This is a genomic window from Gemmatimonadota bacterium, assembly GCA_026705765.1.
GTDB lineage: Bacteria > Latescibacterota > UBA2968 > UBA2968 > UBA2968 > VXRD01.
Genome location: JAPPAB010000043.1, coordinates 1 through 23,794 on the forward strand (window position 1 = coordinate 1; position 23,794 = coordinate 23,794).

The window sequence follows — 23,794 nt, forward strand, 5'->3', positions numbered from 1 at the left end:
GTAGAAGTCCTCGACATCCTCGACACAGAGCAAAACACCGTTGAAACACGACACACCGACAGCCTCATCCGCGTCCTTATCGCAGGGCAGGAGGCGTTGATACATCACGAGTTTCAGACGACGGACGATCCCTCTATGCCGCTGCGCATGGCGGGCTATATGATACGTGCGATAGAGCAACACAACCTGCCGATTTATTCCAGTGTGATCTACTTACGGCGCAGTGCAGGTCGGCGCGATCCGGGGCACTTTATTCAGGAAATATCTGGCCGTCCCGTTGTAATAGAATACAGCGTGATTCGGCTGAGTGAGATAGAGGGACAGGATATTATAGATGGCGGACCTTCGGGGTTGTTTCCGTTTACCACCTTGATGAAACGTCCTGATAGGATGGACTCGGATGCGTGGTTTCGCCACTGTGTTGACGAGACGAATGGGTTGCCGGTGGATGAGTCAATAAAGGTTGACTTTTTGGGTCGGTTGATGATATTGAGTGGGTTAGAGTATGATCCGCTACTGATCAATCGTATTCTATTACAGGAGGGTCTTATGGATGCCATTATGCGCGAATCATCGTCTGCACAATACATCAAGCAATTAGGTATTGAGCAAGGGGGCAGGCAACGCGCCATTGAAGATATTCTCGAAATATTGGAGATTCGATTTGATATGCCCGAAACACACCCCCTATCTCCTCGCATTGCCGCGATTGACGATTTGCAACGTCTGAAGCAGTTGCACCGTGCGGCGATACAGGTGCCAAATCTCGAGGCATTTCAGCGCGTGTTCGATGCGTGACGTGATTTCTATAAGCTCGACGAGATGCAGGACACTGCGTAACATCAGTTACTCAGAAGGCACATATATCTTTGATAGCGAAAGAATTGCGCCCCATTGAAGATTTTTTGGACATGGTCTTCAAGCTCCATAATTTCCTGTGTTTTGCACTCGCGCTTTCATCAACAATATCGCTCCTATCCTTCTCGCTGTATCCGCAAAGTACTGGACTTCCTCCGGTGATAGTGCCCGTTCAAGAACTTTATGTTCCCGATACGATAGCCATTTCTTGAGCACCTGATATCCGCCGAGCTTGTAGTCCCAAATCGCGGCGGGGATGTTGCGCCAGTAGGCGCGGTCATTCAGGTAGATATCGAATGTGGATTCGCCAAGCGTGGGTATGGCATCACCCAGCGCAATGCGCTCGTCTCGCGTGCAGTCGCGTTCAATAGCTCGACCCTTACCCGGCATCACAGCACCGCTCGACCCGAAATGTCCCCACCCTGCTGTTACTGCAAAATCATCGCCAACCAATATAAAGTCATGGGTGTTGGTCACCAGCACGAGGCGATAGCGTTCCCAATAACGACTCACTTGATCACCCGCTGCGACCATCCATGTGTCATCGCCCGCGGGTTTCACTTCAATCACACCGCATTCTGGTATCTGCCCTTCGCGTGGTCGGCCCTTTTGCATCTGGCGTGCCGCATAAAGACCAAGATCGGGATGACCCGCGCCTTGATCAGCTAACTCGATCACGCAAGACACCTTCGGCTTGAGCGTGTCCCCTATGGCGTTCAGCAGGTTGGCAAGCGGCCCGTAGAATGACCGCTCTCCAGTTCCCCCACCTAACGTGCGAATCCGTTGCAGGTCATTGAAGTAGATTTCAACTGCTTTCTTTACTTGTATCGTCGTTTTTGTCATGATTCGTCAGCACCTCTGCTGGTGTGTCGCGTGTTTTATTTTCTCTTATCACCCGGTTTTCGCACCGGGTATTCATAACGGTCTCCCCTGGCGTCGTAGGAGACACTTAGCTGGCCGTTTTCTACAACGAGGCGCGGCGTGTTTCTGCTCCGGGCATCGCGGGTGGAACCGCGCATGACGGCAAATTGGGCTTCGGTCATGCCTTCGACTATATCTTCTCCCCAGCGGTCTTCGGGTTCGATGACGCCGCCGCGGTAGGAGTGGTGGCGGGAATAGTAACTGAAGAAGATGGACCGGCGGCTGATGTCGGATTTCCAGGCCCAGGCTCCGTGGGTGAGGACAGTGTCCATAAAGAAGAGGATGTCGCCGGCTTTTGGGACCGGTTGGCGGATGGTGCCCATGTCGTCGTCGCTGGTGCGGATGCCTTCGGGCATGCGATAATAGGCTTTATGGCTTCCCGGGACGCAGACGAATCCACCACCGCCAGGGGTTGTGTCGTGCAATTGCCAGACAGCGCGGACAAATTCGGCATGGCTGCGGCCGTTCTGGAAGACATAGCTTCGGGAGGGTATGAGGGGTTCATTGCCGCCGTGGAGGGAGTGCCCGGTAGAGCCTTTGACCGAACAGAAGGCGGTGGCCCCGTTGCACCGGTATCCGCTGCCCATCATCCAGTTGAGGCGACCGATGACGGCCGGGTGGATGAGCATTTTGCGGAAGGGTTCGCAATAGGGTTCAGGCAGGTGGAGAAGGCCGCTGAGCGTGGGGCGTCCAGTGCCCCGGAGGCTTTTGGATCCCCGGGCGAGTTCTTCGCCCACGACAATGCGATCGGAGAATTTGTCGATGGCTTCGTTGGCCCGTGCCAGCCATTCTTCGTCCATGACATTGCGCACGATGAGGTAGCCGGTGAGATCCCAGAAGTAGAGTTCTTTGTGGTCAATGCCAGCGTCGGGGTCGGGTTTGTAAAACGAGGGGTGTATAATGTCCGGCGATTTTTCCAGCCAGGTCTTTTTGCCATCGGTATTGAGGGTTGGCGGCGGGTCGGTGGTGTCTTTGTATCCGGGGTTGGAGAGGACGGCCACATGTTCGGGCGGCAGATTGGCCATCCATTCCGGTCTGGGTTCTATTTTTGCTCCTGGCCCGTTGGATTGCAGGACAGCGCGGTTGGCATATTCGCAGGCGATGAGGCGCTGTGGATTGTGCCCTTTCCAGGGGCGAAGGCCCTGAAGGGTGGTGCCGCCAATGATGAGCAGGTCGCCAGCTTTGAGTACGGGTTGTTCGACCAGGTCCATGTCGTCTGCACCTGTGAGGAGGTCTTCGGGTGCTTCTACATTGCTTTTGTGGCTGGCTGGAACCAGGACCATGCCGCCGTCGTCCGCGTTGACATCGCAGAGTGCCCAGATGACGCGCGCGCCGTGGCAGACGCGGTAGTTGTTCTGAAAGTAGTAGGCCCGGGCCGTGTCTCTGGGTTCGTTGTTGCCCTGTAGCGGGGCGTTGGGATCGTCGCCAGCGGCTTCTCCGATCAGGCGAGGTGCTCTGTCCAGGCGAAAGCCGTGGCCACAGATCTGGTTGAGGTAACAGACCAGTACGGGATGGACCAGAAGGTCGCGGAAGGGGTCCCGCAGCGGAGCGGATAGTGTCAAGAGATTATCGGTGGGTCCGGCGTCGTCGAGGGTGTTATTGAGGGTATCGACTTCTTTCGAGGTGAGGGCACCGGGGACGATGATATAGCCTTCGGTGTCAAAGAAGTAATTCTCTTCATTGGTCATAGATTCGCGGTCCATGTCCGGGTTCTCCTTGAAAGAATAGATGGTGGGTGATGCAGTTCAATTGATGGCAAAATATAGCCTTTGACATGCAGGTGCAAGACAAATAGATGTTCGCGCTTTTTGAAGGTTGCGTTCCGCGGAGCGTATCGCGTATATTGCGGGACAATCAAGGAGGAGATATTATGAATGTGGTAGTGATTGGCGCAGATCGCCCCTGGGGTGCGTTGCTGGCGACCGGGTTGGGCGCGGGTTTTGAGGTGGTGGCGATCGGTTCGGAAGATGCCCGTGATTTTGCCGGGTACCGACAGGTTGATTTGCTTGAGCGGGCGTCGTTAGATCCGGTGATGGGAGGTGTAGAGGCTGTTGTGTACGCGGCGGCCAGCGATCCGATAGGGGATAGCGAACAGGTTCTGCTCGATGCTGCGGCGCGGGGTACTTATGTGGCGCTGACGGCCGCCTGTGCCGCCGGTGTTGAGAAGGTGGTGCTGTTGAGTTGTCTGGATTTGGTGCGGGATTATCCGGAGGAATATATCGTTGATCCGCGGTGGAATGCGATTCCGCGCGCTGAGGCTGAGTCGCTGGCACCGTTTATGGCTGAGTTGGTGGTGCGCGAGATTGCGCGTACGGGTCAGATCGAAGTGCGTTGTTTGCGTCTTGGTGCGCCGGGTGTGGAGACGATGGTGGAGGATGCGGTGGCGGCGGTGCGCGATGCGCTTATAGCCGAGCGCGAGGGGCACCACTGGTCGCTGGCGCATGTGGCGTCGAGTGGTCGTTTTGCTTGAGGGGAAATGTTATGGCGACTGTAAATGAGGGCAATGTAGTGTTGTTTGGGGCGGGTGGTCCGGTGGGTGCTTCGGCGATTTCTGCGCTTAAAGACCATTATACTTTGCGGGTGACAGATCTTCGCCCTATGACAGAGATAGCGAAATCTCCGCCGCAGAGTCCCCGGGCGCCGATTCCAGAGGTGTTGGGTCCGCCGCACGAGAATCGGGTTGTGGATATTACGGATTACGAGCAGGTGCTGGCCGCGTGCGAGGGTATGGATGCGGCGATCAATGTGTCTGTGATTCGGCCGCATCCGGTGCTGGCTTTTCAGGTGAATATGGTGGGTGCTTACAATGTGGCTAAAGCCTGTGTGGCATGTGGGATTAAGCGGCTGATTCACACGGGACCTTTTCACACTTCGCTGGATCACAATGCCGATTATTGGCACGATTTTCAATTGGATGCCGATATTCCGCTGCATCCGGGCGATGATCTCTACGCGCTGACCAAGTATCTGGGCGGGCATGTGACGCGCGTTTTTGCCGAGCGCGAGGGTCTGGAGGTGCTTGCTTATGTTTATACGCAGTTTCGACCAGGAGAGGTGTTGCCCGAAGAATATGGGCGCGGCGCACATCCCTATTCGACGTCGTGGGAGGATACTGGCGCGGCGTTTTTGTGCGGGCTGCGAGCGCCCGAGATGCCGTCGCCTTATGAGAATTTTTTCATTTGTGCGCGGTTGCCGCACGATAAGTATCGGCCCGATAAGGCGAAGCGGTTGTTGGGATGGGAGGCGAAGGATCGCTTCGAGGCGTTGTATGTGCGGTCTTCAGGAGCGGGTGATTAGGATGCCCTCACGGTTATACCAGACTGTTTTATAATCATTCATGCCGCAAGGCCTCTATTGGATTTGCCTGGGCTGTTTTGATCACCTTATACGCTACTGTTATTGTTGTCAGGACAACCATACACACACCACCTACTAAAAACGGCAGTGCCGAAATCTCAATGCGATAGGCAAAATTCTGTAACCATTCATTGGTTGCCCAATAGGCAATCGGCCATGCCAATAAACAGGATACCAATACCAGGCGAATAAACTCTTTCAAGAACAGCCCTACAACAAGACCTGCAGATGCACCCAACACCTTGCGAATACCCACTTCCTTTTTGCGCTGTTCGGTCAAAAATGAGACCAGCCCCAATAGGCCCAGACACGCAACAAAAATAGCCAGAGCAGCAAAAACGCTCATCGTTTGGCTCAACTGTCGCTCCTGTGTATATCGCTGATTCAGATTGTCATCCATAAACGTGTAAGCAAAAGGGCGAATCGGCAAAAAATGTTTCCATACTTTTTCCATGTGTGCAACGGTTTCATCGAAATTATGAGGGCTTACCTTCAGATAAATTGTCTTGGGCACCGCGTTGTTCGCATATAAAACCATGGGGCCCAGTGGCTCGTGCAATGTGCGCGCGTGAAAGTCTTTAACTACGCCTATAACACGCCCCGGTCTTCGCCCCTTTACACCAAATGGTTTGCCAATGGGGTCTGTCCAGCCCAGCATTTTAACAGCGGTTTCATTGAGAATGTATTCTGCCTGACCGTGAACTTTCAATTGGTCTAACTGATCTCGGGGCACAAATGATTCCGAGTCATACCTTTTCGCTGCGTCTTCTGAAAAGTCTCGACCCGCAACAAGCTCAATATTGAAGAAACTCAGAAAATCTTCATCTACTTCATTCCTGCCCATACGCAATTCTTCTTTGCCCGGTTCATAAGCACTAAAGGTCGCTTGTGGCGCAGTGCGTCCGTGTGAAGAGCGCGAAATCGTTGCAGCCGTAATATTGGGATGCTGCAAAAACGCATCTTTGACAACATTGTACCGTTCCCACAAGCGATCTTCATACAAACGAGAATTGCGAGATTCCCACAAGAGACGAGACTCAATGACGTACTCTTTGTCAAATCCCAGGTTTTTATTCTGGATATACGACATTTGATTAAACACAACCAATGTGATTACAATCAGTGCAATAGATGTGCTAAACTGAAAAATCACCAGCACTTTTCGCAGTAACCCACCGCGGGCACCTGCTGCGAGTGTGCCTTTGAGCACTTCAACAGGCCGAAACCGCGATAAAAGAAATGCTGGGTAAATCCCCGTAATAAGTCCTGTTATCAGAGATAATCCAACCAGAGCAAGCACCATATTGCTCGTGATATCCAATGTCAAAGAATTGCCCGTATAGTCGTTGAAATGTGGTAAGAAATCAGAAACAACAACTACCCCCACAATCAAACTCAATGCAGAGAAAATCATCGACTCGGCCAAAAATTGCAAAGCGAGTTGTCCCCGATGCGCGCCGACCACTTTTCGCAATCCCACCTCACGCGCCCGGTTAGCTGATCGTGCTGTGGTCAAATTGATGAAGTTGATGCCCGCAATTAAAAAAATAAGAATGGCTGTAGCAGACGCAGCATAGACATGTGCGATATTGCCATACGTCACTGGCCCTTCAAGGTCGGATACGTCTCGAAGCCCGTAATCGCGTCGTGAGTATAAATGCACTTCATCCATGGGCTGGAAGTGATACGTCGTGTGTGCTACCATTTCTGGTCCCATATACTGTTCCACCATCGCGGGCATTTTTAAAGCCAATTTTTCAACTGACGTGTTTTCTTTTACCCGTACGTGGACCGTGATTGAGCCTCTCCAATGTGCTGTTGGCAAATAGGCATTCCAGTATCGAGACAGAAAAGCAGGCCTGACAGAGGCTGAAAGCATATCAAAACGAATCGAGGATCGCCTGGGCAAATTTTTAAGTACACCTGCGACAGTATAATCGCCCCCAATAAAGCCACTTTCGATCGTAAACACTTTGCCTATGGGGTCTTGATCGCCAAAATAATCGCGTGCCATAGATTCGGTGATAAAAACAGAATTATGCTGTAAAAGAGCGGACTTGTCACCCTGTATCATTGGAAAGTTAAACATATCCAGGCAATTCGGATCCGCGAGACAAAATACCCGATTCAAGACTTTGTCCTCATGCTGCACCCAGGCTTGGCGAAGCATTGTGCGTGTGGAGATTTCAACTTCGGGGAAATCGCGTGACAGAGTGGGACCAACTGCACCCGAAATGCGCCAGTCGTATGTTTTCTGACCATTTTCTGACCGATACTCACCAATGACCCGATATAAGCGATCTGTATGGGGATGTTGGGTGTTAACAGCCAATTCGTTTTGTACAAACAGACCGATCAATATGACACACCCAATGCCAATACCCAGTCCAACAATGTTGATCGCTGAGTACATTTTGTATTTGAGCAAATTGCGAATCGCGATGACGAGATAGTTTTTGAACATCAATGCGCCCTCCGCGTTTGAAAAAGTACAGTCAAACCGACTCCATTATGTCGTTTTCCCTGATTCTCGGTCTATTCATACCTTATTTCGTCAATGGGATTTTTTGAGGCGGCCTGTATCAAATGCCAGGCTACAGTTGCAAAAGTAATTGCAATTGCAAATAGCGTTCCCAGGGCAAAAGTATGAGGTGACAGTTCGATCTTGTAAGCAAATGAAAGCAACCAATTATCCATTAAAAGAAATGCAATTAGCCACGCAAATAAATTAGCAACAACAAGGATGCCGAAGAACTCGGAGAAAATCAGGACAATAATGTGCCAGGCCGAAGCACCCAGAATTTTCCGGATTCCAAGCTCTTTAGTTCTTCTTTCCAAAGCATAAGATACCATGCCCAACATGCCCAAACAGGCTATAAAAATGGCGAGCAATGCAAATACGCCAAATATACGCCCGAAATTAATGTCATTTTGATATAGCTGGTTCAGGTGTTCATCTAAAAAGGCGGCTTTGAATGGTTTGTCAGGAATAAATCGCCTCCATTGATCCTCCAAAAAAGCCATTGTATCTTTGATATTTTCACCTCTAATTTTTAGAGAAAGAAGATTATACTTGGGCTGCCACATACATAGTGCAATTGGCCTGATGGGTTCTTTGAGAGATCGGTTATGAAAATCCTCAACGATACCAATCACAACGCCCTTGCGCTTCCAATATGCCCATTCGAACTGTTTTCCTATCGGATTTTGCCACCCAAGTTGCTCAACTGCTGTTTCATTTAGGATATAAGCATCGGTTGCGTCACCCGGAATCTCCACGGAAAAGTTCCGACCTTTTGACAGTGTTATCCCATACAGATCTATAAAGTCTTCGTCAACGCCCAATATTCTCATCTGCCATTCGCTACCCTGAAAACCTTCGGGATAGACTGTATGAAATGCGCCACCAAACCAGGCGATAGTAGAATTGGACGCAGATGCAGAGATCACATTGGGGTGTTTCAAAAATTCCTGCTTAATAACGCGATATCGCTCATTTAGAGAGCGGTCAGTTGTAAAAAGAGGTAATACGACAATATGCTCTTTATCAAATCCCAACGCCTTGTTTTGAATAAATGCCATTTGTTTATAAACAACAATTGTGCTGATGATTAGCACGACAGAAGCCGCAAATTGAAAAATTAAAGAGCCATTTCTCAGCCATTTTCCAGAGTTATTAAACTGGAGTTCACGTCTTAGTATTTGGACGGGGTGAAAAGATGCCAGGAAAAGTGCGGGATAAAGTCCAGATAGAGTGCCTATAACGAGGGCTGTAAGAAATGTTATACCAAATAAAAGGTGTCCGCTGAATTCCAATTTGCCTTCTTGATTTATGTAGCTATCCAGATAGGGAAGAGAGATTTCTACAATACTAAAGGCGAGAAGTGAAGAACAAAATGCCGTAAAAACAGCTTCGGCTATAAACTGAAAGATGAGACTACTCTTATGGGCACCAACGGTTTTCCTCACGCCAATTTCTTTTAGTCTGGCAGAAGATCGCGCTATAGATAGATTTACAAAGTTAAAGCTGGCAATAAGTACGATAAATATTGCGATTGCCGAAAAAATATAGACGTATGTAATGTCCCCACCACCTCTAATTCCATATTCAAGGTGAGAGTACAAATACATTCTTTCCAAAGGCTGGAGAATATATCGATTGCGTTCACTTACATCAGGTCCCATATAGCGATTTAAAAGGTCCTGAAGTTTGGTATCTATGTTTTTTGGAGACGCTGCATCGGACAACAGGACAAATGTCTGGATTGGTCGCCAGGATGTATTTGGTTGCCATCTCTCCCAGGCGGTCAATGGTATTTCATTGTGAACAGTAGATGTCAATATGTCAAAATGCAGAGAGGAGTTTCGAGGTATATCTTTTAAAACGCCGGAGACAAAATAATCTCCGCCAAAATACCTGCCATCGACAGAGATTGTTTTACCAATGGGATTTTCATTGGGGAAAAATTTTTGTGCAGTTTCTTCTGTTATAACGACAGAGAATTTGTCTTTCAAAACGGTTTTTGGATCGCCAATTTTGAGAGGAAAAGAAAATGTCTGCAAAAATTCTTGATCAACAGCACAAACTGCTACAAAAAATCCCTTCTCTTCGTTGGTTGCCCAGTTTTGGCTCATTTCAAAAAAACGAGTAACTTTCTCAATTTCAGGAATATCTGCCACCAAACTCTGTCCCAACATACCGGAAGTCCCTGGTGAAATCTGGGGTGCTCCTGCTAAAGATTCAGTTTCTCTCAATACTCTGAATATGCGATCAGAGTTTTTATGAAAGGTGTCGAAGGTCAACTCATTATACATAAATACCATAATGAGTATTACGCTTGCCATGCTAATAGAAAGCCCGATTAGATTGATCAAAGAGAAGGTTTTATCTCTGAATGTTCGCCTTAAAGCAATGACAAGATATTTACCGATCATTGTGTAACCTTTCTTTATATAGCGATTAAACCTGCATCAGATGGGTCGTCGGTTACTCCTGACGGAGCATTTTAACGGGGTCTTCAGACCAGACTTTGCCAGCTTGATAGCCCACGATTAATAGGGTGACAATGATGCCCGAGACTGCTCCGATAATAAAAACGACCACGCTCTGATTTATTCGGTATGCAAAATTTTGCAGCCATTGCTCCCCGGCATAATAAGCGAGGGGAAGTGCCAATACATAAGCGATCGCGATTAACTTCAGGAACTCTTTTGAAAGCAATGTAAAAATATCTGCGAGATTTGCACCCAGTACTTTGCGGATTCCAATTTCTTTGATTCTTTGTTCAACACTGAAATTTGCAAGGCCAAACAATCCCATACAAGCGACAAACAAAGCGAGAAGCGTGAAGATTTCAAGGGCACTGAAAATCTCGATTTCCTTTAGATAAAATTCTTCGAGATATTCGTTTAAAAACCAGCTTTCAAAAGGCCGGTTTGGAATGAATTGCTTCCACTTTGACGCCATGAAATCTATCGTTGATGAGACGTTCTCCGGTCCAATTTTGACCGATAGCCAGTTCCATTTTTCCTGCCATTTAAAAATGAAAATTGGTTCTATCTCTCCGTGCAGAGACCGCAGATGAAAATCGCGCACGACCCCAATTACTGTTCCGCGACGATCAGTAAGAGGCCAGGTAAATTGCTTTCCAACAGGATTTTTCCATCCGAGTTGTTTAACAGCCGTCTCGTTGAGAATAAACGCGTTGGTCGAGTCACTTGCAATATCCTTATTCAGATTTCTTCCAGCTATCACATTGATTTCGAATGTGTCCAAAAAGTCTTCATCTACTGCCATGCGTCTCATTCTGACCTCTTCGTACTCAATTCCTTCTGGAATGACAAGTTCACGTCCTCCGCCATACCCGAATGTGGTTTGAGATGCAGTTGCACGGTGAATATTGGGATGTTTGAGAAATTCCTGCTTGATCAATTCATACTTACTTGTAAGAGATCGGTCTCTTGCAAATAGCGGCATCATGACCACCATGTCTTTGTTGAAGCCCAGTTTTTTGTTTTTGATATAATTCAGTTGCTGATAGACCACGCCAGTGCAAATTATGAGGGCGATAGACACACAGAATTGAAAGATGATCAGGATTTCTCGCATGCGAACACCTTTTAAGGCGTTTGAGTCCTTGCCACCTAATACCTGTATGGGTTGAAAACTTGACAAAAAGAAAGCGGGATAGCTTCCAGCGATGAAGCCCATCAGTACGGTAAGAGCGATCATTATGAGAAGTTCAGAGACGCCAAAACGCAAGTCTATGCCCACAAATTGTTCAAATGCTGGCAGGACAAGCTCAATCAGTGAAATTGAAAATAGCAAAGATAGGAGTGATATGAATAGCGATTCACTGAAAAATTGGTTGATTAATTGAAGTTTGTGTGCGCCGACGGTCTTGCGAATGCCCACTTCTCTCGCTCTTTTGGCTGAACGCGCGGTTGCCAAATTCATAAAGTTCGCACAAGCGATCAGGAGAATCAGAGCTCCGATCGCAGCAAATAAATAGACATAAGTAATGTCTCCACCACCTGCTATACCGTAGTCTGAATATGAGTAGAGATAGATCCGACGAAAAGGTTGCAGGTGATACGTTGTGTTCGCACGCGTTTCGAGATCAAAGTAGCGGGTGGTAAAATCAGGTAATTTACGCTCTAAATCAGCGGGGGAAGTACCTTCAGAAAGCAATAAATAAGTTTTGATAGGACGATAGGAAGATTTGCGCCATACTTCCCAAACATGTTGCATAAATGGTGAAGAAGAAACTGTAAACGTCAAAAAGGCAAATCGGAGTGTTGATTGACTCGGCAAATCTTTCAAGATGCCTACAATCTCATAATCTCCTCCCGTGTAACGATCTTCTACAGTAATCACTTTGCCGATAGGATTTTCATTGCCAAAATACTTTCGTGCAACTGTTTCTGTAACAACCACAGAAGAAGGGTGCTTCAGAAGTGCCTGACGATCGCCCTTTAGCAAAGGAAATGTGAATACATCCAAAAAACTACCATCGGCAACCCAGAATCTCTCACGGAATCCCTTATCTTTGTACTGAACCCAGGAAGAACCGGTAAAGATTCGGGTCATCGCCTCGATTTCGGGGAAGTCGGCTTTGAGAGCAGGGCCTAAAGGACCCAGGGTGCCATTGCTGAAGTAGGAATTCCCGGTCGTTTTGTTTTTGACCTGTCTCAATACTCTGTAAATGCGGTCTCCGTTGAGATGGTGTTGATCGTATTTTATCTCATGCTGTATCCACAGGAGGATCAGGCCACAGCTCGTCAGACCCACCGCTAATCCTACTACGTTAATCAGTGAATAAAGTTTGTGATTGCGGATGTTTCGTATGATTATGGTGAGATAATTTTTCCACATGGAGAGACCTCCATTGACAAATCATAGGAAAGCCTTTAGTGCCACGCAATATGAGACCAGTTCCTATATGTAAATATTAAGCAAAAACTGTGCCAGAAAAGTCAAATATTGATATTACAATAGGTTATGAAAAATTGCCCGAAATGGACGTCTTAAGAAGTGTCCGATTTTGATACAGTGGTGTCCGAAAATGAACACTAAGAGGAGGGGATCAAGGCAGATTACGAAATCAGTTCATTGACTGACCTGCCCGCGATATTGGGAGTAGGTTGAAGTTGGTAAATCATTGACAAGTTCTTAGTGCCAGGGCCACTCAATATGAGACCAGTTCCCACAACTGGCTGCTGGTTGCCCGCCCAAGGTGAATTCAGTCTTGCTGGCAGCGGGGCACACGACGACTGAATACGCAGTTGCGAACTCATTGTCTCTTCGCTCAACTCCGTCGTCAGCGAGATATGTCTTCAAATCTGCTGGTGTTGGGGTCCCGCCGCTGTTGTAGCTGTTTTCGAGAAGTTGCGCCAGGCGATTGTATCTGCTCCATGTGTCGAGTGGTTGCTTTCCTTTCTTTCTGCTTTCTCGTCCTATCATGGCGTGGTTTGTTCTCACAGCCCAATCCGTTTTGACTCTCTCCAGTCTCCATTTGGAACATGAGCATTCGAAGATGGCTGCTTCATCTGTTTTGCCATCCGCAGCTATTAGGATCATACCTTCTGTTCTGTCAATTTCGTTCAAAAGCCCCCGCACATCATCAATGGTTTCGCACGTCTCCAGAGCTTCAACAATGAAGCCATACGTCGGCAGGACGGCTTTTCTACTGTCTGGCTTATCAGTCGCCTTCAAGTGGTCAACGTGTAGCCATAGCTTCGCCTTGTTGATGCCAGCGGTCGCCCAGATATCTCCCGCAAGCCCAAAGCACATGGTTGGGATGCGATCCTTGATCTCCATGACTGTGATGTATCCCCATAGTTCGGGTACGAAAGTATCGTTGTTGTGACCAATCCAGACTTTGCCTTTGGACCGACAGATGATACTGCTACAGCCCTGACTGAGTGCCATTTCCTGATAACCCCAATATGCTATGCGCCCGAACGGTATCCCACTCCCTTCAGAGAGACCCCGAAACCTGTCATATATATGTTCGGGTAGAGAACTGATCCACGTTACAGCATGCGTTTCCGAAGGTTTAGCGTAGTTCTTCGCTGCCAGAATTCGGGTAGCAAGGTAATTTTCAAGGTAGGCCCCAAAACTACGGCCGAGACTCTCGCCAAGACGGACGCCGGCAGAGTAGGGATCATCGGCCTCTATCCTGATTATGCGGGGTATTGTGTCCATGATTGCTCGGTAGGGTATAACATTTTCGCAGTTTGCAATGAAACTTATTCGATTTTTTGACGTCCGTTGGAATCATAAAAAGCAAAGTGACGTGTTTCACCATCATAAGAGGCTGCCCGATTCCACGCTTCCAGTACTGGCTTATTTTTTTTCAATAACTGATCCAGAAATAATGTCACGAAGATGGTCGTTGACGCGGCATTTTGGTAATCCAGAGATCCGATGTAGCATCTCGGCTTACTCTTCAAAAATGCGCTTGCCATTGCGTCTGTCCCGCCTACACAACACGTATTCACAACAATTCGATCAGTCAGATTTGCATGTTTTTCAATACTCTCTGGCGGCATGCTCTCGTCCTTTAGCATTGATGTATCAATGCCCTCTATGTAATCGCCAAAGACAATCCCATTTTCATCCCCATGACCGCAGATAATGATACAGGGAGGCAATTCAGGTTCACGACTGATGACCTTCAGAAAATCACCCGGTGTTCCGATTCTATAGAATCTAACTGCCAGATTTAGACGTTCGGCAAATATTCGGATTGTATGCGCTTCTTCAAAGTCGCCGATGCATATTATGCCAACGGGATTCTGTTTGGCGTAAAATTGAGTCTCAACTGGCGTCCACATATTTGTTTATCCTTTCATCAGGTGTTCAGTCTTGTCTTTTGCCGTCAGAGCTTTCTTCCGCTATATATTCCAAAAAGCCCATATCGATAATGGCATTCGATTATGTCTTCGAAAGGCATTTTGATGAAGTTTTCCACGTCATATACGGCAAGCCTCTTTTGGGCAGCTGAAAGCATTTCTTCAGAGCCATCGACCGCTACCAGTTGGATATGAGGATCTATAAGGAATAGTCTCTCGCTTATAATTCCGTCGCCACATCCAAGATCAAGTACTCGCTTTTTCTGAACAAAATACTGGTAGAATGAAGCAAGTATCTCGAAATGCGTATTTCGTTCCGGTAAAAAGTGTTGCGAATGATCTTGATATTCTTGGGCATATTCTGTTTCGCCCCACCTGGATTCTTCAAATTTTGCCATAGTCTAATCCGTTCTTTTGTGCAAGAAGTCCCTTACATGAGGTAAAATCAGGCGACTATCGCTGCATAATGCAATGCAGCGCGTATATCTTCTAATGTGAGCCGAGGATAAGCGTCGAGCAAATCGTCTTCTGATGCTCCTTCCCCCAATTTTCTCAAAATCAGATCGACTGGAATGCGCGTCCCTTTCATCACGGGTTTTCCCATCATCACCTTGGGATTGATTTCAATGCGGTCTAAGTTAGGCATGATATGTCTTCAGTCTGCATTGGTCAGCCGAGTTCGTTCTCATGTCATGTAACCTTTAAATAGAGAGCAATGTATGCAGGATATCTAACAATTCTGACACATTGTACGCTTGTATGTTTAAGGCCAGGAGGTAGTCTTTAACAGCCAGAAGATCGTTTTCGGCAAATTCGGGAACGTGCTTTATGTACTCATTCAGAAAGATCTGTCCCAATCCGATGTTCAGTCCAAACAAATAGGTTAGCCCCCACGCGATATCGACCGCCGCAACGCCAAATCCAAGTTCATCATTATCGATCAAGAAAAGCTGGTTTTGGTTCATCAAGAGATTATCGGGCGTGAAGTCGCCGTGTGTCAGGCGATGCGTAAGTGAGAAACGTGTCGAAGCATCCGATAATCGCGATATAGAGTCTTTGATCTCCTGGCTTTCTCCGCGTTGTAAATCTCTATCATCTTGAAGGGATATCTGTAACTGATTGGGAAATCTATCTACGAACGTATCAATGTAGTAAAACTTGCTCAGGAGATCCGAATGAACTTCCTGTCCGATAAGGTGGAGTTGTCCGAGCAATTTCCCCGCTAAGAGAGCTGTGTGCGTATCAGGAGAAAATGGCACGCCGGGGAGAATGGTCTGAATTTCATAAAAGATGTTTTCTTCGTTTTGCCAGTCGGGACCTTGTGCCAGTGTTTCGCCGGAAGAATTGGCTATAAAGTCTGATACGGGGAAGCCCAGTCGAAGGAGTTGCTTTTGTATGTCCTGCGTTTGAAACAGTGACTTGACACCTCTTTGTTCGATGTGGCGACCCTTTAAGAGATAGGGGGTGTTGCGATATTCAAAGGCAGCTATAATGTCAAATGGGCCGAAAGGCCATGCTTTTAATCTGGCTGGGTTCTCAATCTCAAAACGAGCGAGGACATTCTGCACAATTGCTGCCGGGAAAGGGGGCATTTTCCCACCTATCAAGCCGTGCCATGTCGGATTGCGATCCAGTAGCATATCAGGATATAGCTTTCAACGACTCAATGATATTTACGACATCCTTAATGTCTTGAATGACTGACATTCGGAGATTCTTTTCCTGGACCCAGGTAGGTATCTCGTCACAGCCCCAATACCACATAAACCGAATCCAACGGTTGAATGGTGCAACAATTTCTGATAGGTAGATTGTTTCGGGATCAAGTCTGTTTCCGCGAACAGTTTCATATCCCGTTTTAATCCAGGACCAGCGTTCTAATTGGCTGGGTATAACTGACGCCATAACAGATCCGAGGACCAGGACTTCGTTGCTGTAACGCGACATCTCCAGATCTATGAATCCTTGCAGAGTGGGACCCTGGGCGATGATGTTGCTATAGTGAAAATCGTCTAAAAAAATAAAACTGGGATATGCCAGAATCGCATCTCTATTTGTCCGTAGATCGTTGAGAGACTTCTCTAAGAGGGACTGATGTGGTAAATCGCACGTTTCTAAGACGCCAGCGGATATTTCTATAACTGTGTCAAAGAAGGTTTCTAAATTTGCAGTACGGTAAAATTTGTAGTCAAAACCAGGCTCGCGCGGCAGGTCTTGTCTTCCAGAAGTTGCCAAATCAGATCCAGGAGCAATTTTGACAATTCTCGCGATTGCCTGTCCCAGTTGATTGAAGAGTCCTTTCCATTCCTCCAAACTTACATTCTCTTCTACCATGAAGAACGGCAGTCCAGGCAATCGTTCGATTATGAGGACAGAGTCGTTTCTGATCGGATAAAGTTGAGGGACATAGCCAGTTTTCTGGAAGAGTTTCAATACTTTTTCCTCATGGTCCTTCCTGTCTTTGTTATGGAAATATTTAAAAACGATGGGTTTGCCATTCAGATGGCCAAAAAGAGCTGTATTCGTTCCTCCTGGAAACCCGGGTAAGTAGTCTTCATCAAGTGTTAGATTGGACGTTGCTTGCACAATGGCGTCTATTTCGGACAAAGCCAATGCAAGCCGCGGGTCTATATCGCCGCTTTTTTTGTCTAAAGGCATTTTTGTTGATCTCTAAAGAATGTTAGGGATGGTCTTCTTGAAAAATGATGGTGTATCGAGGGAAAGTAATCAAGGTTTCTGAGCCACTGCCATAATGTGCGGAGAAACGCCAAGTAGAGAAGGCTCTGCCTCAAGTTTCTGTATTGCATCGAGAAGTATTTCGCGGCGTTCAAGGTCTTCTAATTGTTCTTTTATATCTCCGAGCAACCAGGCGGCACCTTCTACGGCAAGTGTCTGGCACTGGGCGAATCCGCATTCAGTGATTTCGACAGTTAGTTCCTCTGGGCGATGGAAGTAGGCAGTGGTAAAGTAGTCTTTGTTTTCGTCGGGGTTGCGATGTTGACCGTCCTTTAAGTCACGCGCTACAATTGTTCGGAAGGCTGGATCGAGGATCGCCCCGGATCTTATGCCGTCAAGTAGAGATGCAAATCGCGTGATTGCGGCTGCAAATAGGCGTCCTCCAGGTTTTAGAACTCTTCTGGCTTCGCGAAGTGCCTTTTTTCGATCTTCGGCCTTCGTAAGGTGATATAGTGGCCCCATGAGCAAGACGATGTCCATGGTTTCGTCTGACCATTTCAGGCTACGCGCATCGCCTCTCTGGATGCTTTTTAGAGGGTGCTTTCTGGCGCGTTCTGCCGCCTCCTTGAGATGTCGAGGGACGGGATCAATCAGATGGACTTTGTGTCCTTTCTCGGCGAGCCAGGACGCGTACGCGCCTGGACCACCACCGACATCGAGGATGTTGACGGAAGTTTGGGGTAAGTACCGAGTCAGAATCTGTTTCGAGCGTATGTATTCCAGGTGACCGCTGCCGTCATTGAATCGGTCAATTTCATTATAATAGGTTCCGTAGTAATTGAGGATGGATGGATCCATATTTGACAATGTCTCCGAATTAAAATGAAAACGGATTCTCGTTTATTTTTTATAGCTTTTTCCCGCTATATATTCCAAAAAGCCCATATCGGTAATGGCAGGCGACTTCTTTAAAGCCGACGATCTGCAAATCCTCAAGTTGGCTCTCGAGAGTATCATAAAAGTTCTCTGGACGAACACGCGCTTCATCGGGAATATGTGAAAAGGATTCAGAGAGATTTTCTCGCGCTTCATGCTTTTGAATCCATTCTCTCCAGAGGTCGTAATACCAGTTTTCGAGAGGTTCAGTTGTGGGTAAAACAATATCGATATTCAGAAAGTACGAGTTTGGCGCTAACATATTCAGAATTTTTTCAAATAGCCCTCGTCTTTGTAATTTCTCCAGGTGATGAATGGCGAAGCAAGAGACAATGAAGTCGAAAGTGCCCAGGTTTGCTTTACCTTCGATTATGTCTTCGAAAGGCATTTTGATGAAGTTTTCCACGTCATATACGGCAAGCCTCTTTTGGGCAGCTGAAAGCATTTCTTCAGAGCCATCGACCGCTACCAGTTGGATATGAGGATCTATAAGGAATAGTCTCTCGCTTATAATTCCGTCGCCACATCCAAGATCAAGTACTCGCTTTTTCTGAACAAAATACTGGTAGAATGAAGCAAGTATCTCGAAATGCGTATTTCGTTCCGGTAAAAAGTGTTGCGAATGATCTTGATATTCTTGGGCATATTCTGTTTCGCCCCACCTGGATTCTTCAAATTTTGCCATAGTCTAATCCGTTCTTTAGTTTTCTGAGCACATCAAAGGTATTTCTGCACTTTGTCGGGGTTGATGGGTTCGCAGAGATAGATTGGGTAGTGGTTTCCCTGTTTGTTCGCGTAGGTTAGAATGTGATCTGTGACGTGTGGGAGCAATTCCACTTTGTCGAGATCAACAAGGGGAATCCATTTGACCGCTGTCTGATTGGGGTCCGGTTTTTGTGGCATTTGGGGTTCTGTATCACCTGTAAGCTTACACTCGAAGATTACTGTGAGTGAGTGACGCGTTCCTCCCCAGAATGCGTTTCTCTTTGGCTCGTATTCCGTAATGATGAGTGGGCGACCTATTTCGACTTCGGCGCAGGTCTCTTCTTGTACCTCTCTTTTAAGTGTCTCTTCCAAAGTCTCATCCGGCTCTACACCGCCTCCCGGCATGTTGTAGTGAAGGCCCGATTCGTCATCGTATTCTACGAGCAGAATGGCGTTGTCTCGAAGAATGAGCGCTTTTGTGCTGACTCTAATCTGTGTATCCATTGTGACCATTCCCTTCAGTTTAATGCTATTTTGCAGCGATCACGACTATCTCTACAAGCGTATTTCCTTCGAGCTTGGCTTCTATACAGGCACGCTGGGGCCAGTTGTCGGGACCGATCCAGGCGTCCCAAATTTCGTTCAGGATGGGTTTCTTTGCCATATCTGTGATGTAGATCGTGACGGAGAGGAGACAGGTCTTATCAGTTCCGGCTTCGGCGAGATTTGTGTCCAACTGTTCGAGTGTCTGCCGGGTCTGGCTCCTGAAATCTGCTGATAGGTCCGGCGCAATGACGGCTGTATAAAGGATGCCATTGTGTTCGACAGATTCACTGCGACCAACCGCTTTTCCCGGATATCGTATGATGGTCATGATTACTCCCTGATAGATAGCGTCTTACAATGGAGGATCAATCTTTTGACAGTTCTATCTACCAAAGGGTTTCTGTATTACACGGGAGGGATGGGTCGGAAGGCTTTTTTGATGTCGTGGATGGGATAGGTCATTATCACTCTGAGCTCGCCCAGGTACGCAATTTCCTCCAGGCGAGACCATCCAAGTCGCTCGTAATAACTCGGTAGCGTTCCAGACGTGTACAAATAGAGTATTGATCTGTTCAGCTTTCGGGCCTCTGCAATCGCACCCGCAATTAACAATGCGCCTGCACCCCGGCGTCGAAAATTTGGAAAGACAAATAATTGCGCTAACCAGGGCGCAATATCAGGACGGAGTGGCAGATCGTTTTCGAGTATGTTTACAGAGCCGAGAACGGTTGCTTTTTCTACGGCAACGAGCGTGGTGGGCAGGCTCTCGGATTCGGCTGCGAAGTGGAGTAACTCGCGATATTCCGCCAGCGTGTTTCGACCTGTAAGAGGTCCCCATAGTTCAAATTGTGCCTTTGATAATGTATCAATGGCGTCAAGGTAGTGCTTGATATTCTCAATTTGCATGGCGATTGCTGTGGTATAAGATGGTTTATTTCACGCCCGTTTTCAAGGTGCCACAATAGAATTTGTAGTACCTGTGCTGCCGCAATCCAAATTCCTCGTAGAACGCGGCTGCGGGCGTTGCTTCATTGGCAATCAGGGACATGGATACGTCCGATTCTCCGAGTTTGTCGAGGAGATGACGCACCAGTCTTCGTCCGTGGCCCGACCGCCTTTGATCAGGATCAACAAAGAGTTCTTGCATGTAGTAGTTGATTCGGTCTTGCCAGGGATAGCAGTATCCGAACATCGCGCCAATCACATCATCTTTGTCGAGGGCGAGGAGGCAATGTTCGGGGTCGAACTTCCAGAATCGACTGAGGTAGTGGTGAGCCTGGGTAATGCTCCACGATTCCTCGTACGGCCATTCGGAGAAAACCTTCACGTACAGACGCGCGCAATCTCCCAGGTCCTCTGATGTGATGATTCTTATCATTATCTGATTACTCCTCATAGTTATCTGGACTACAGACTCTCTGCGATCACGCGATACATCAGTTCTTCGATGGTTCCTTCCCGCTCCTGGGCATATCTGGAAACGAGCGGCCAAACAGTTGGATACAAGTCCTCTATTCTGCATCCACGGAAATACTTGCGGACGCGATTGAGGTCATCGGCGAAACCTTGAATGTGGCAGTCGAGGGATACAACAAGGGCTTGCTCGTACTTGTTCTGCCAATTCTTCCAAAATGGATCCGTAAATCCTTTGCTTTCTATGAGGGCATTTATTCGTGGACTATCAGCCCATTTTTCGTCGAGAAGAAGATGAAGTCCTTCATGTACAAAACCGCCGTCACTGCCCACTTGAAGTGTGCCAATACAAGTATTTTTACCAAATGTTAGCGCACTTTCTGCAGTGGCTTCTACGAGGAATAACAGCATCTGGCCATGGAATGAGGATTGTGACAATTCCGCCATCTGATCGATAGTTTTAGTCCAATCAATGTCCTCAATTATCTTTTGGTATATTGTCAAGAGCCGGTCGAATTCTCCTGTCCAGTAATCCTCATAAAATCGTTTCCAACTGTTGACCAGAGCGGAGGGAAATGCCTTGGGACTGATTTGATCCAAAAGATGTGGTGCTACCTTTTCGAGGTAGAGATTTTCTTCTATGATCTTCTGCATGCTGGTTTCATAGATATGCAAATCTCCGCGTGTGAAATATCGGTCTTTCCCGGTTACTTGTGAGTGCAAATCAGATATGATGGCTTTCCTGGCCTGCACGTTCTTGCGCAGGGTGTATTGCTTTCCATGTCCGCCGAGCAGATCATACAAATTCAGGGTGTGAATAAAGAGGTTTACAAGGGGACTCAAGCAGATGGTGAGCTGTCCCTCGCCAGCAGGTATCTTTACATAGGCGGTTTTTGCACGGGAATTGACTTCCACAGAAACCTCCTCATTTGCGAAGGCTTAATAATAAAGATTCCCGCTAAATAGACTATCCAGCGGGAATCCGTATTTTTTTTGATAAGCACATTGGAGTTCCTCTGCGTTAGTCCTCCGTCTCAACGAGAGACCAGCGCTCGCTCATGCGCTTAAGTTCAGGAAGATGCTCAGGCCAATCGTGTAAAGTAGCTGGATCAAAATCAGCTCCATTCGGCCATACCAGAGTATGGACCTCTGGATCAATCCGCACTTGGTTGAATAAGGATAAATCCCGAAGAGGCCCAAATAATTCACCTTCTAATACGGCGCGGAAATCGATAATCTGTTCCGAATCATCGTCAAAACAAACGCGAAGTGTATAGGGTGCCTGTATTTCAAAAAATATCACGCGATATATGGGATGGTGCATGTTGATCTCCTTTATTGAAGAGGATCAATTTTGAAAGGTGCTCGACCTGATTGTAATCGTTCCCAATCTGCCAGTAATTCTTCATGGTGTAACTCTATCCAGGCCTCAATTAGACGCTGCTGGCGCCGTGGAAGTTGACCCGCAATCAACTCAATGGTATCAATGGCATATACCCCAACGTCTCCTTGATAATAAGCGTGAAAATGAGGTCGGTGATGAGGTGCATTAGGCTCAGCATACATACGTATTATGATACCGAAAAATCGGGAAATCTCAGGCATTACACTCCTTTTCCATCCTATCAAAGTGTACTATTATGAATCAAAATCATCAAGAGAAATTCTGAGTCAACAGATTTTTGTGTATGCTCGTTCAACGGGTCACCGACGGAATGAGCTACCTGTTTGATTATTCAACTGAACCAATTGCATATATCTGGGTGAGTTCTCCTATCTAATCCTTCTGTCCTCCGTAACAGATTTGAGCAGTTCTATACACTTATCCTGATTATGCCTATTAATATTACCAAATGTTACGTATTCTAAAGCATTCAGACCCTGTTTATCGTGTGCGAATACACTTGCTCCTGCATGCAAAAGGAGTTTCAGATTTTCGATATTTCTTCGTTCTGCAGCCACCATTAATGGGGTTTTGCCCTGTTCATCGCCAAGCGAAAAGTCTGCACCGTGATCCAATAGCATTTCAGCACATTGCGTGCGGTCATATAATAGGGCAAATAGCAGTGGCGTTCTCCCCAATGGATCTCTCTGATTAACATTTATTTTATTTTTTAAGAATGTCTTTAACAATGTTGTGTCGCCCACGCCAGCAGCCAGATGTGCGATATATCTCTCATCCACACCACGTCTCAAGATTTTTTGCACGAGTTCTGCATCATTTGATTCAATAATTTTCTGAAGAACGGTCTTTCCTCTTTCATCTATAGTGTTGATTTCGACAAGCGAAAGGTCTGCGCCATGATCCAATAGCATTTCAGCGCATTGCGTGCGATCATATAATAGCGCAAATAGCAAGGGCGTCCTTCCCAATGGATCCTTTTGATTAATATCTATTTTATTTTTTAAGAATGTCTTTAACAATGTTGTGTCGCCTACACTGGCAGCCAGATGTACGATATATCTTTCATCCACACCACGTCTTAAAACTGTTCGCACGAGTTCTACCTGATTTGATTCAATAATTTTCTGGAGAACGGTCCTATCTTTTTTGTCTATAGTGTTGATTTTGATTCCGTACTTTAATAATAAATCTACCATTTCGAAGTCTTCCCGTTCAAAGGCTATAAATATAGGAAGCATGTCCTCACCATTGGGAGCCGATGGATTAGCCCCATTTTTTAGCAAAATTTTAGCACTGTTCACATGTCCTTTATTGACTGCTGCAATCAATGCCGTTTGGTCGAAATGATCTTTGGCATGAATATCAGCATGAGATTCGAGCAGCATGTTTATGATGTGCTCATGACCATTCAGAGCTGCATAAATGAGAGGTGTTCGTCCAAATCTATCCCGCTCATTTGTATCTACGCCTTTTTTAAGTAAGTTTTTTACTTTTGTGGTATCTCCGATCTCTGCCGCTATATTCAACTCACTCCCCATTATATTTTGTGTATTACAAAAAAAGAGAATTGAAAAACTTCCCAGAGTTCTCAGGATGAATCTTGAATACATGACCTTTCTC

General features: G+C 46.9%; 24 protein-coding genes. 3 read left to right on the forward strand and 21 right to left on the reverse strand.

Going from position 1 to position 23,794, the window contains the following annotated elements; translation table 11 throughout:
• The coding region (locus OXH16_05240) for a hypothetical protein (protein MCY3680779.1) at positions 1-798 on the forward strand (798 nt) is incomplete at its 5' end.
• 120 nt (positions 799-918) lie between these two features.
• On the opposite strand, the gene OXH16_05245 is transcribed toward OXH16_05240, so the two are convergent.
• Together OXH16_05245 and OXH16_05250 are read right to left on the reverse strand one after the other, a co-directional pair.
• Positions 919-1,701: a hypothetical protein gene (locus OXH16_05245; protein MCY3680780.1), complete on the reverse strand. Its 783-nt coding sequence runs from the start codon at positions 1,699-1,701 to the stop codon at positions 919-921.
• A 35-nt stretch (positions 1,702-1,736) separates the two neighbouring features.
• A complete protein-coding gene (locus OXH16_05250) occupies positions 1,737-3,482 on the reverse strand; it encodes a phytanoyl-CoA dioxygenase family protein (protein MCY3680781.1) in 1,746 nt (581 codons plus the stop codon).
• A gap of 167 nt (positions 3,483-3,649) precedes the next feature.
• On the opposite strand from OXH16_05250, the gene OXH16_05255 reads away from it, so the two are divergent.
• Both OXH16_05255 and OXH16_05260 read left to right on the forward strand, forming a co-directional pair.
• Positions 3,650-4,249, forward strand: a complete 600-nt coding sequence (locus tag OXH16_05255; protein ID MCY3680782.1) for a hypothetical protein — start codon at positions 3,650-3,652, stop codon at positions 4,247-4,249.
• A gap of 11 nt (positions 4,250-4,260) precedes the next feature.
• Positions 4,261-5,076 carry an NAD(P)-dependent oxidoreductase gene (locus OXH16_05260; GenBank protein ID MCY3680783.1) on the forward strand — a complete coding sequence of 272 codons (816 nt, stop codon included), beginning with the start codon at positions 4,261-4,263 and terminating at the stop codon, positions 5,074-5,076.
• Between the two features lie 34 nt (positions 5,077-5,110).
• Here the strand turns inward: OXH16_05260 and OXH16_05265 are convergent, their stop codons facing one another.
• The 19 genes from OXH16_05265 to OXH16_05355 all read right to left on the reverse strand — a co-directional run bounded on the left by OXH16_05265 (position 5,111) and on the right by OXH16_05355 (position 23,784).
• Positions 5,111-7,600: an ABC transporter permease gene (locus tag OXH16_05265; GenBank protein ID MCY3680784.1), complete on the reverse strand. Its 2,490-nt coding sequence runs from the start codon at positions 7,598-7,600 to the stop codon at positions 5,111-5,113.
• Positions 7,601-7,671: 71 nt separating this feature from the next.
• A complete protein-coding gene (locus OXH16_05270; GenBank protein ID MCY3680785.1) occupies positions 7,672-10,071 on the reverse strand; it encodes an ABC transporter permease in 2,400 nt (799 codons plus the stop codon).
• Positions 10,072-10,123: 52 nt separating this feature from the next.
• Entirely contained in the window at positions 10,124-12,511 is a 2,388-nt protein-coding gene (locus OXH16_05275; protein ID MCY3680786.1) for an ABC transporter permease, read from the reverse strand.
• Positions 12,512-12,808: 297 nt separating this feature from the next.
• Complete coding sequence (locus OXH16_05280) at positions 12,809-13,843, reverse strand: C45 family autoproteolytic acyltransferase/hydrolase (protein ID MCY3680787.1); 1,035 nt, start codon at positions 13,841-13,843, stop codon at positions 12,809-12,811.
• Between the two features lie 44 nt (positions 13,844-13,887).
• Positions 13,888-14,475: a hypothetical protein gene (locus OXH16_05285; protein MCY3680788.1), complete on the reverse strand. Its 588-nt coding sequence runs from the start codon at positions 14,473-14,475 to the stop codon at positions 13,888-13,890.
• A 44-nt stretch (positions 14,476-14,519) separates the two neighbouring features.
• On the reverse strand, positions 14,520-14,891 hold the full coding sequence (locus tag OXH16_05290) for a methyltransferase domain-containing protein (GenBank protein ID MCY3680789.1): 372 nt from the start codon (positions 14,889-14,891) through the stop codon (positions 14,520-14,522).
• A gap of 47 nt (positions 14,892-14,938) precedes the next feature.
• Positions 14,939-15,139 (reverse strand): DUF433 domain-containing protein, encoded by a 201-nt coding sequence (locus OXH16_05295; protein MCY3680790.1) that lies wholly within the window; start codon positions 15,137-15,139, stop codon positions 14,939-14,941.
• Positions 15,140-15,194: 55 nt separating this feature from the next.
• Positions 15,195-16,085, reverse strand: coding sequence for a phosphotransferase (locus OXH16_05300; GenBank protein ID MCY3680791.1), 891 nt, complete (start codon positions 16,083-16,085; stop codon positions 15,195-15,197).
• Positions 16,086-16,134: 49 nt separating this feature from the next.
• Entirely contained in the window at positions 16,135-17,151 is a 1,017-nt protein-coding gene (locus OXH16_05305; protein ID MCY3680792.1) for a hypothetical protein, read from the reverse strand.
• A gap of 69 nt (positions 17,152-17,220) precedes the next feature.
• Entirely contained in the window at positions 17,221-18,027 is an 807-nt protein-coding gene (locus OXH16_05310) for a methyltransferase domain-containing protein (protein ID MCY3680793.1), read from the reverse strand.
• A gap of 49 nt (positions 18,028-18,076) precedes the next feature.
• Positions 18,077-18,790 (reverse strand): class I SAM-dependent methyltransferase, encoded by a 714-nt coding sequence (locus tag OXH16_05315; protein MCY3680794.1) that lies wholly within the window; start codon positions 18,788-18,790, stop codon positions 18,077-18,079.
• 32 nt (positions 18,791-18,822) lie between these two features.
• Positions 18,823-19,314 (reverse strand): NUDIX domain-containing protein, encoded by a 492-nt coding sequence (locus OXH16_05320; GenBank protein MCY3680795.1) that lies wholly within the window; start codon positions 19,312-19,314, stop codon positions 18,823-18,825.
• Positions 19,315-19,339: 25 nt separating this feature from the next.
• Complete coding sequence (locus tag OXH16_05325; GenBank protein MCY3680796.1) at positions 19,340-19,684, reverse strand: RidA family protein; 345 nt, start codon at positions 19,682-19,684, stop codon at positions 19,340-19,342.
• A gap of 77 nt (positions 19,685-19,761) precedes the next feature.
• Positions 19,762-20,262, reverse strand: a complete 501-nt coding sequence (locus tag OXH16_05330; GenBank protein ID MCY3680797.1) for a GNAT family N-acetyltransferase — start codon at positions 20,260-20,262, stop codon at positions 19,762-19,764.
• A gap of 25 nt (positions 20,263-20,287) precedes the next feature.
• Positions 20,288-20,734: a GNAT family N-acetyltransferase gene (locus OXH16_05335; GenBank protein ID MCY3680798.1), complete on the reverse strand. Its 447-nt coding sequence runs from the start codon at positions 20,732-20,734 to the stop codon at positions 20,288-20,290.
• A 29-nt stretch (positions 20,735-20,763) separates the two neighbouring features.
• Complete coding sequence (locus OXH16_05340) at positions 20,764-21,684, reverse strand: hypothetical protein (GenBank protein MCY3680799.1); 921 nt, start codon at positions 21,682-21,684, stop codon at positions 20,764-20,766.
• Between the two features lie 106 nt (positions 21,685-21,790).
• A complete protein-coding gene (locus OXH16_05345) occupies positions 21,791-22,093 on the reverse strand; it encodes a DUF2442 domain-containing protein (GenBank protein ID MCY3680800.1) in 303 nt (100 codons plus the stop codon).
• A gap of 11 nt (positions 22,094-22,104) precedes the next feature.
• Complete coding sequence (locus OXH16_05350; protein ID MCY3680801.1) at positions 22,105-22,374, reverse strand: DUF4160 domain-containing protein; 270 nt, start codon at positions 22,372-22,374, stop codon at positions 22,105-22,107.
• A gap of 168 nt (positions 22,375-22,542) precedes the next feature.
• Positions 22,543-23,784, reverse strand: a complete 1,242-nt coding sequence (locus OXH16_05355) for an ankyrin repeat domain-containing protein (protein MCY3680802.1) — start codon at positions 23,782-23,784, stop codon at positions 22,543-22,545.
• Between the last annotated feature and the right edge of the window lie 10 nt (positions 23,785-23,794).

Coding starts and splice junctions, on each gene's coding strand:
- OXH16_05300 (MCY3680791.1), bottom strand. CDS start 16,085: ATGCCCCCTTTCCCGGCAGCAATTGTGCAGAATGTCCTCGCTCGTTTT.
- OXH16_05280 (MCY3680787.1), bottom strand. CDS start 13,843: ATGGACACAATACCCCGCATAATCAGGATAGAGGCCGATGATCCCTAC.
- OXH16_05245 (MCY3680780.1), bottom strand. CDS start 1,701: ATGACAAAAACGACGATACAAGTAAAGAAAGCAGTTGAAATCTACTTC.
- OXH16_05355 (MCY3680802.1), bottom strand. CDS start 23,784: ATGTATTCAAGATTCATCCTGAGAACTCTGGGAAGTTTTTCAATTCTC.
- OXH16_05305 (MCY3680792.1), bottom strand. CDS start 17,151: ATGCCTTTAGACAAAAAAAGCGGCGATATAGACCCGCGGCTTGCATTG.
- OXH16_05290 (MCY3680789.1), bottom strand. CDS start 14,891: ATGGCAAAATTTGAAGAATCCAGGTGGGGCGAAACAGAATATGCCCAA.
- OXH16_05265 (MCY3680784.1), bottom strand. CDS start 7,600: ATGTTCAAAAACTATCTCGTCATCGCGATTCGCAATTTGCTCAAATAC.
- OXH16_05310 (MCY3680793.1), bottom strand. CDS start 18,027: ATGGATCCATCCATCCTCAATTACTACGGAACCTATTATAATGAAATT.
- OXH16_05295 (MCY3680790.1), bottom strand. CDS start 15,139: ATGCCTAACTTAGACCGCATTGAAATCAATCCCAAGGTGATGATGGGA.
- OXH16_05320 (MCY3680795.1), bottom strand. CDS start 19,314: ATGGATACACAGATTAGAGTCAGCACAAAAGCGCTCATTCTTCGAGAC.
- OXH16_05325 (MCY3680796.1), bottom strand. CDS start 19,684: ATGACCATCATACGATATCCGGGAAAAGCGGTTGGTCGCAGTGAATCT.
- OXH16_05285 (MCY3680788.1), bottom strand. CDS start 14,475: ATGTGGACGCCAGTTGAGACTCAATTTTACGCCAAACAGAATCCCGTT.
- OXH16_05335 (MCY3680798.1), bottom strand. CDS start 20,734: ATGATAAGAATCATCACATCAGAGGACCTGGGAGATTGCGCGCGTCTG.
- OXH16_05330 (MCY3680797.1), bottom strand. CDS start 20,262: ATGCAAATTGAGAATATCAAGCACTACCTTGACGCCATTGATACATTA.
- OXH16_05350 (MCY3680801.1), bottom strand. CDS start 22,374: ATGCCTGAGATTTCCCGATTTTTCGGTATCATAATACGTATGTATGCT.
- OXH16_05255 (MCY3680782.1), top strand. CDS start 3,650: ATGAATGTGGTAGTGATTGGCGCAGATCGCCCCTGGGGTGCGTTGCTG.
- OXH16_05315 (MCY3680794.1), bottom strand. CDS start 18,790: ATGGCAAAATTTGAAGAATCCAGGTGGGGCGAAACAGAATATGCCCAA.
- OXH16_05270 (MCY3680785.1), bottom strand. CDS start 10,071: ATGATCGGTAAATATCTTGTCATTGCTTTAAGGCGAACATTCAGAGAT.
- OXH16_05275 (MCY3680786.1), bottom strand. CDS start 12,511: ATGTGGAAAAATTATCTCACCATAATCATACGAAACATCCGCAATCAC.
- OXH16_05250 (MCY3680781.1), bottom strand. CDS start 3,482: ATGGACCGCGAATCTATGACCAATGAAGAGAATTACTTCTTTGACACC.
- OXH16_05260 (MCY3680783.1), top strand. CDS start 4,261: ATGGCGACTGTAAATGAGGGCAATGTAGTGTTGTTTGGGGCGGGTGGT.
- OXH16_05345 (MCY3680800.1), bottom strand. CDS start 22,093: ATGCACCATCCCATATATCGCGTGATATTTTTTGAAATACAGGCACCC.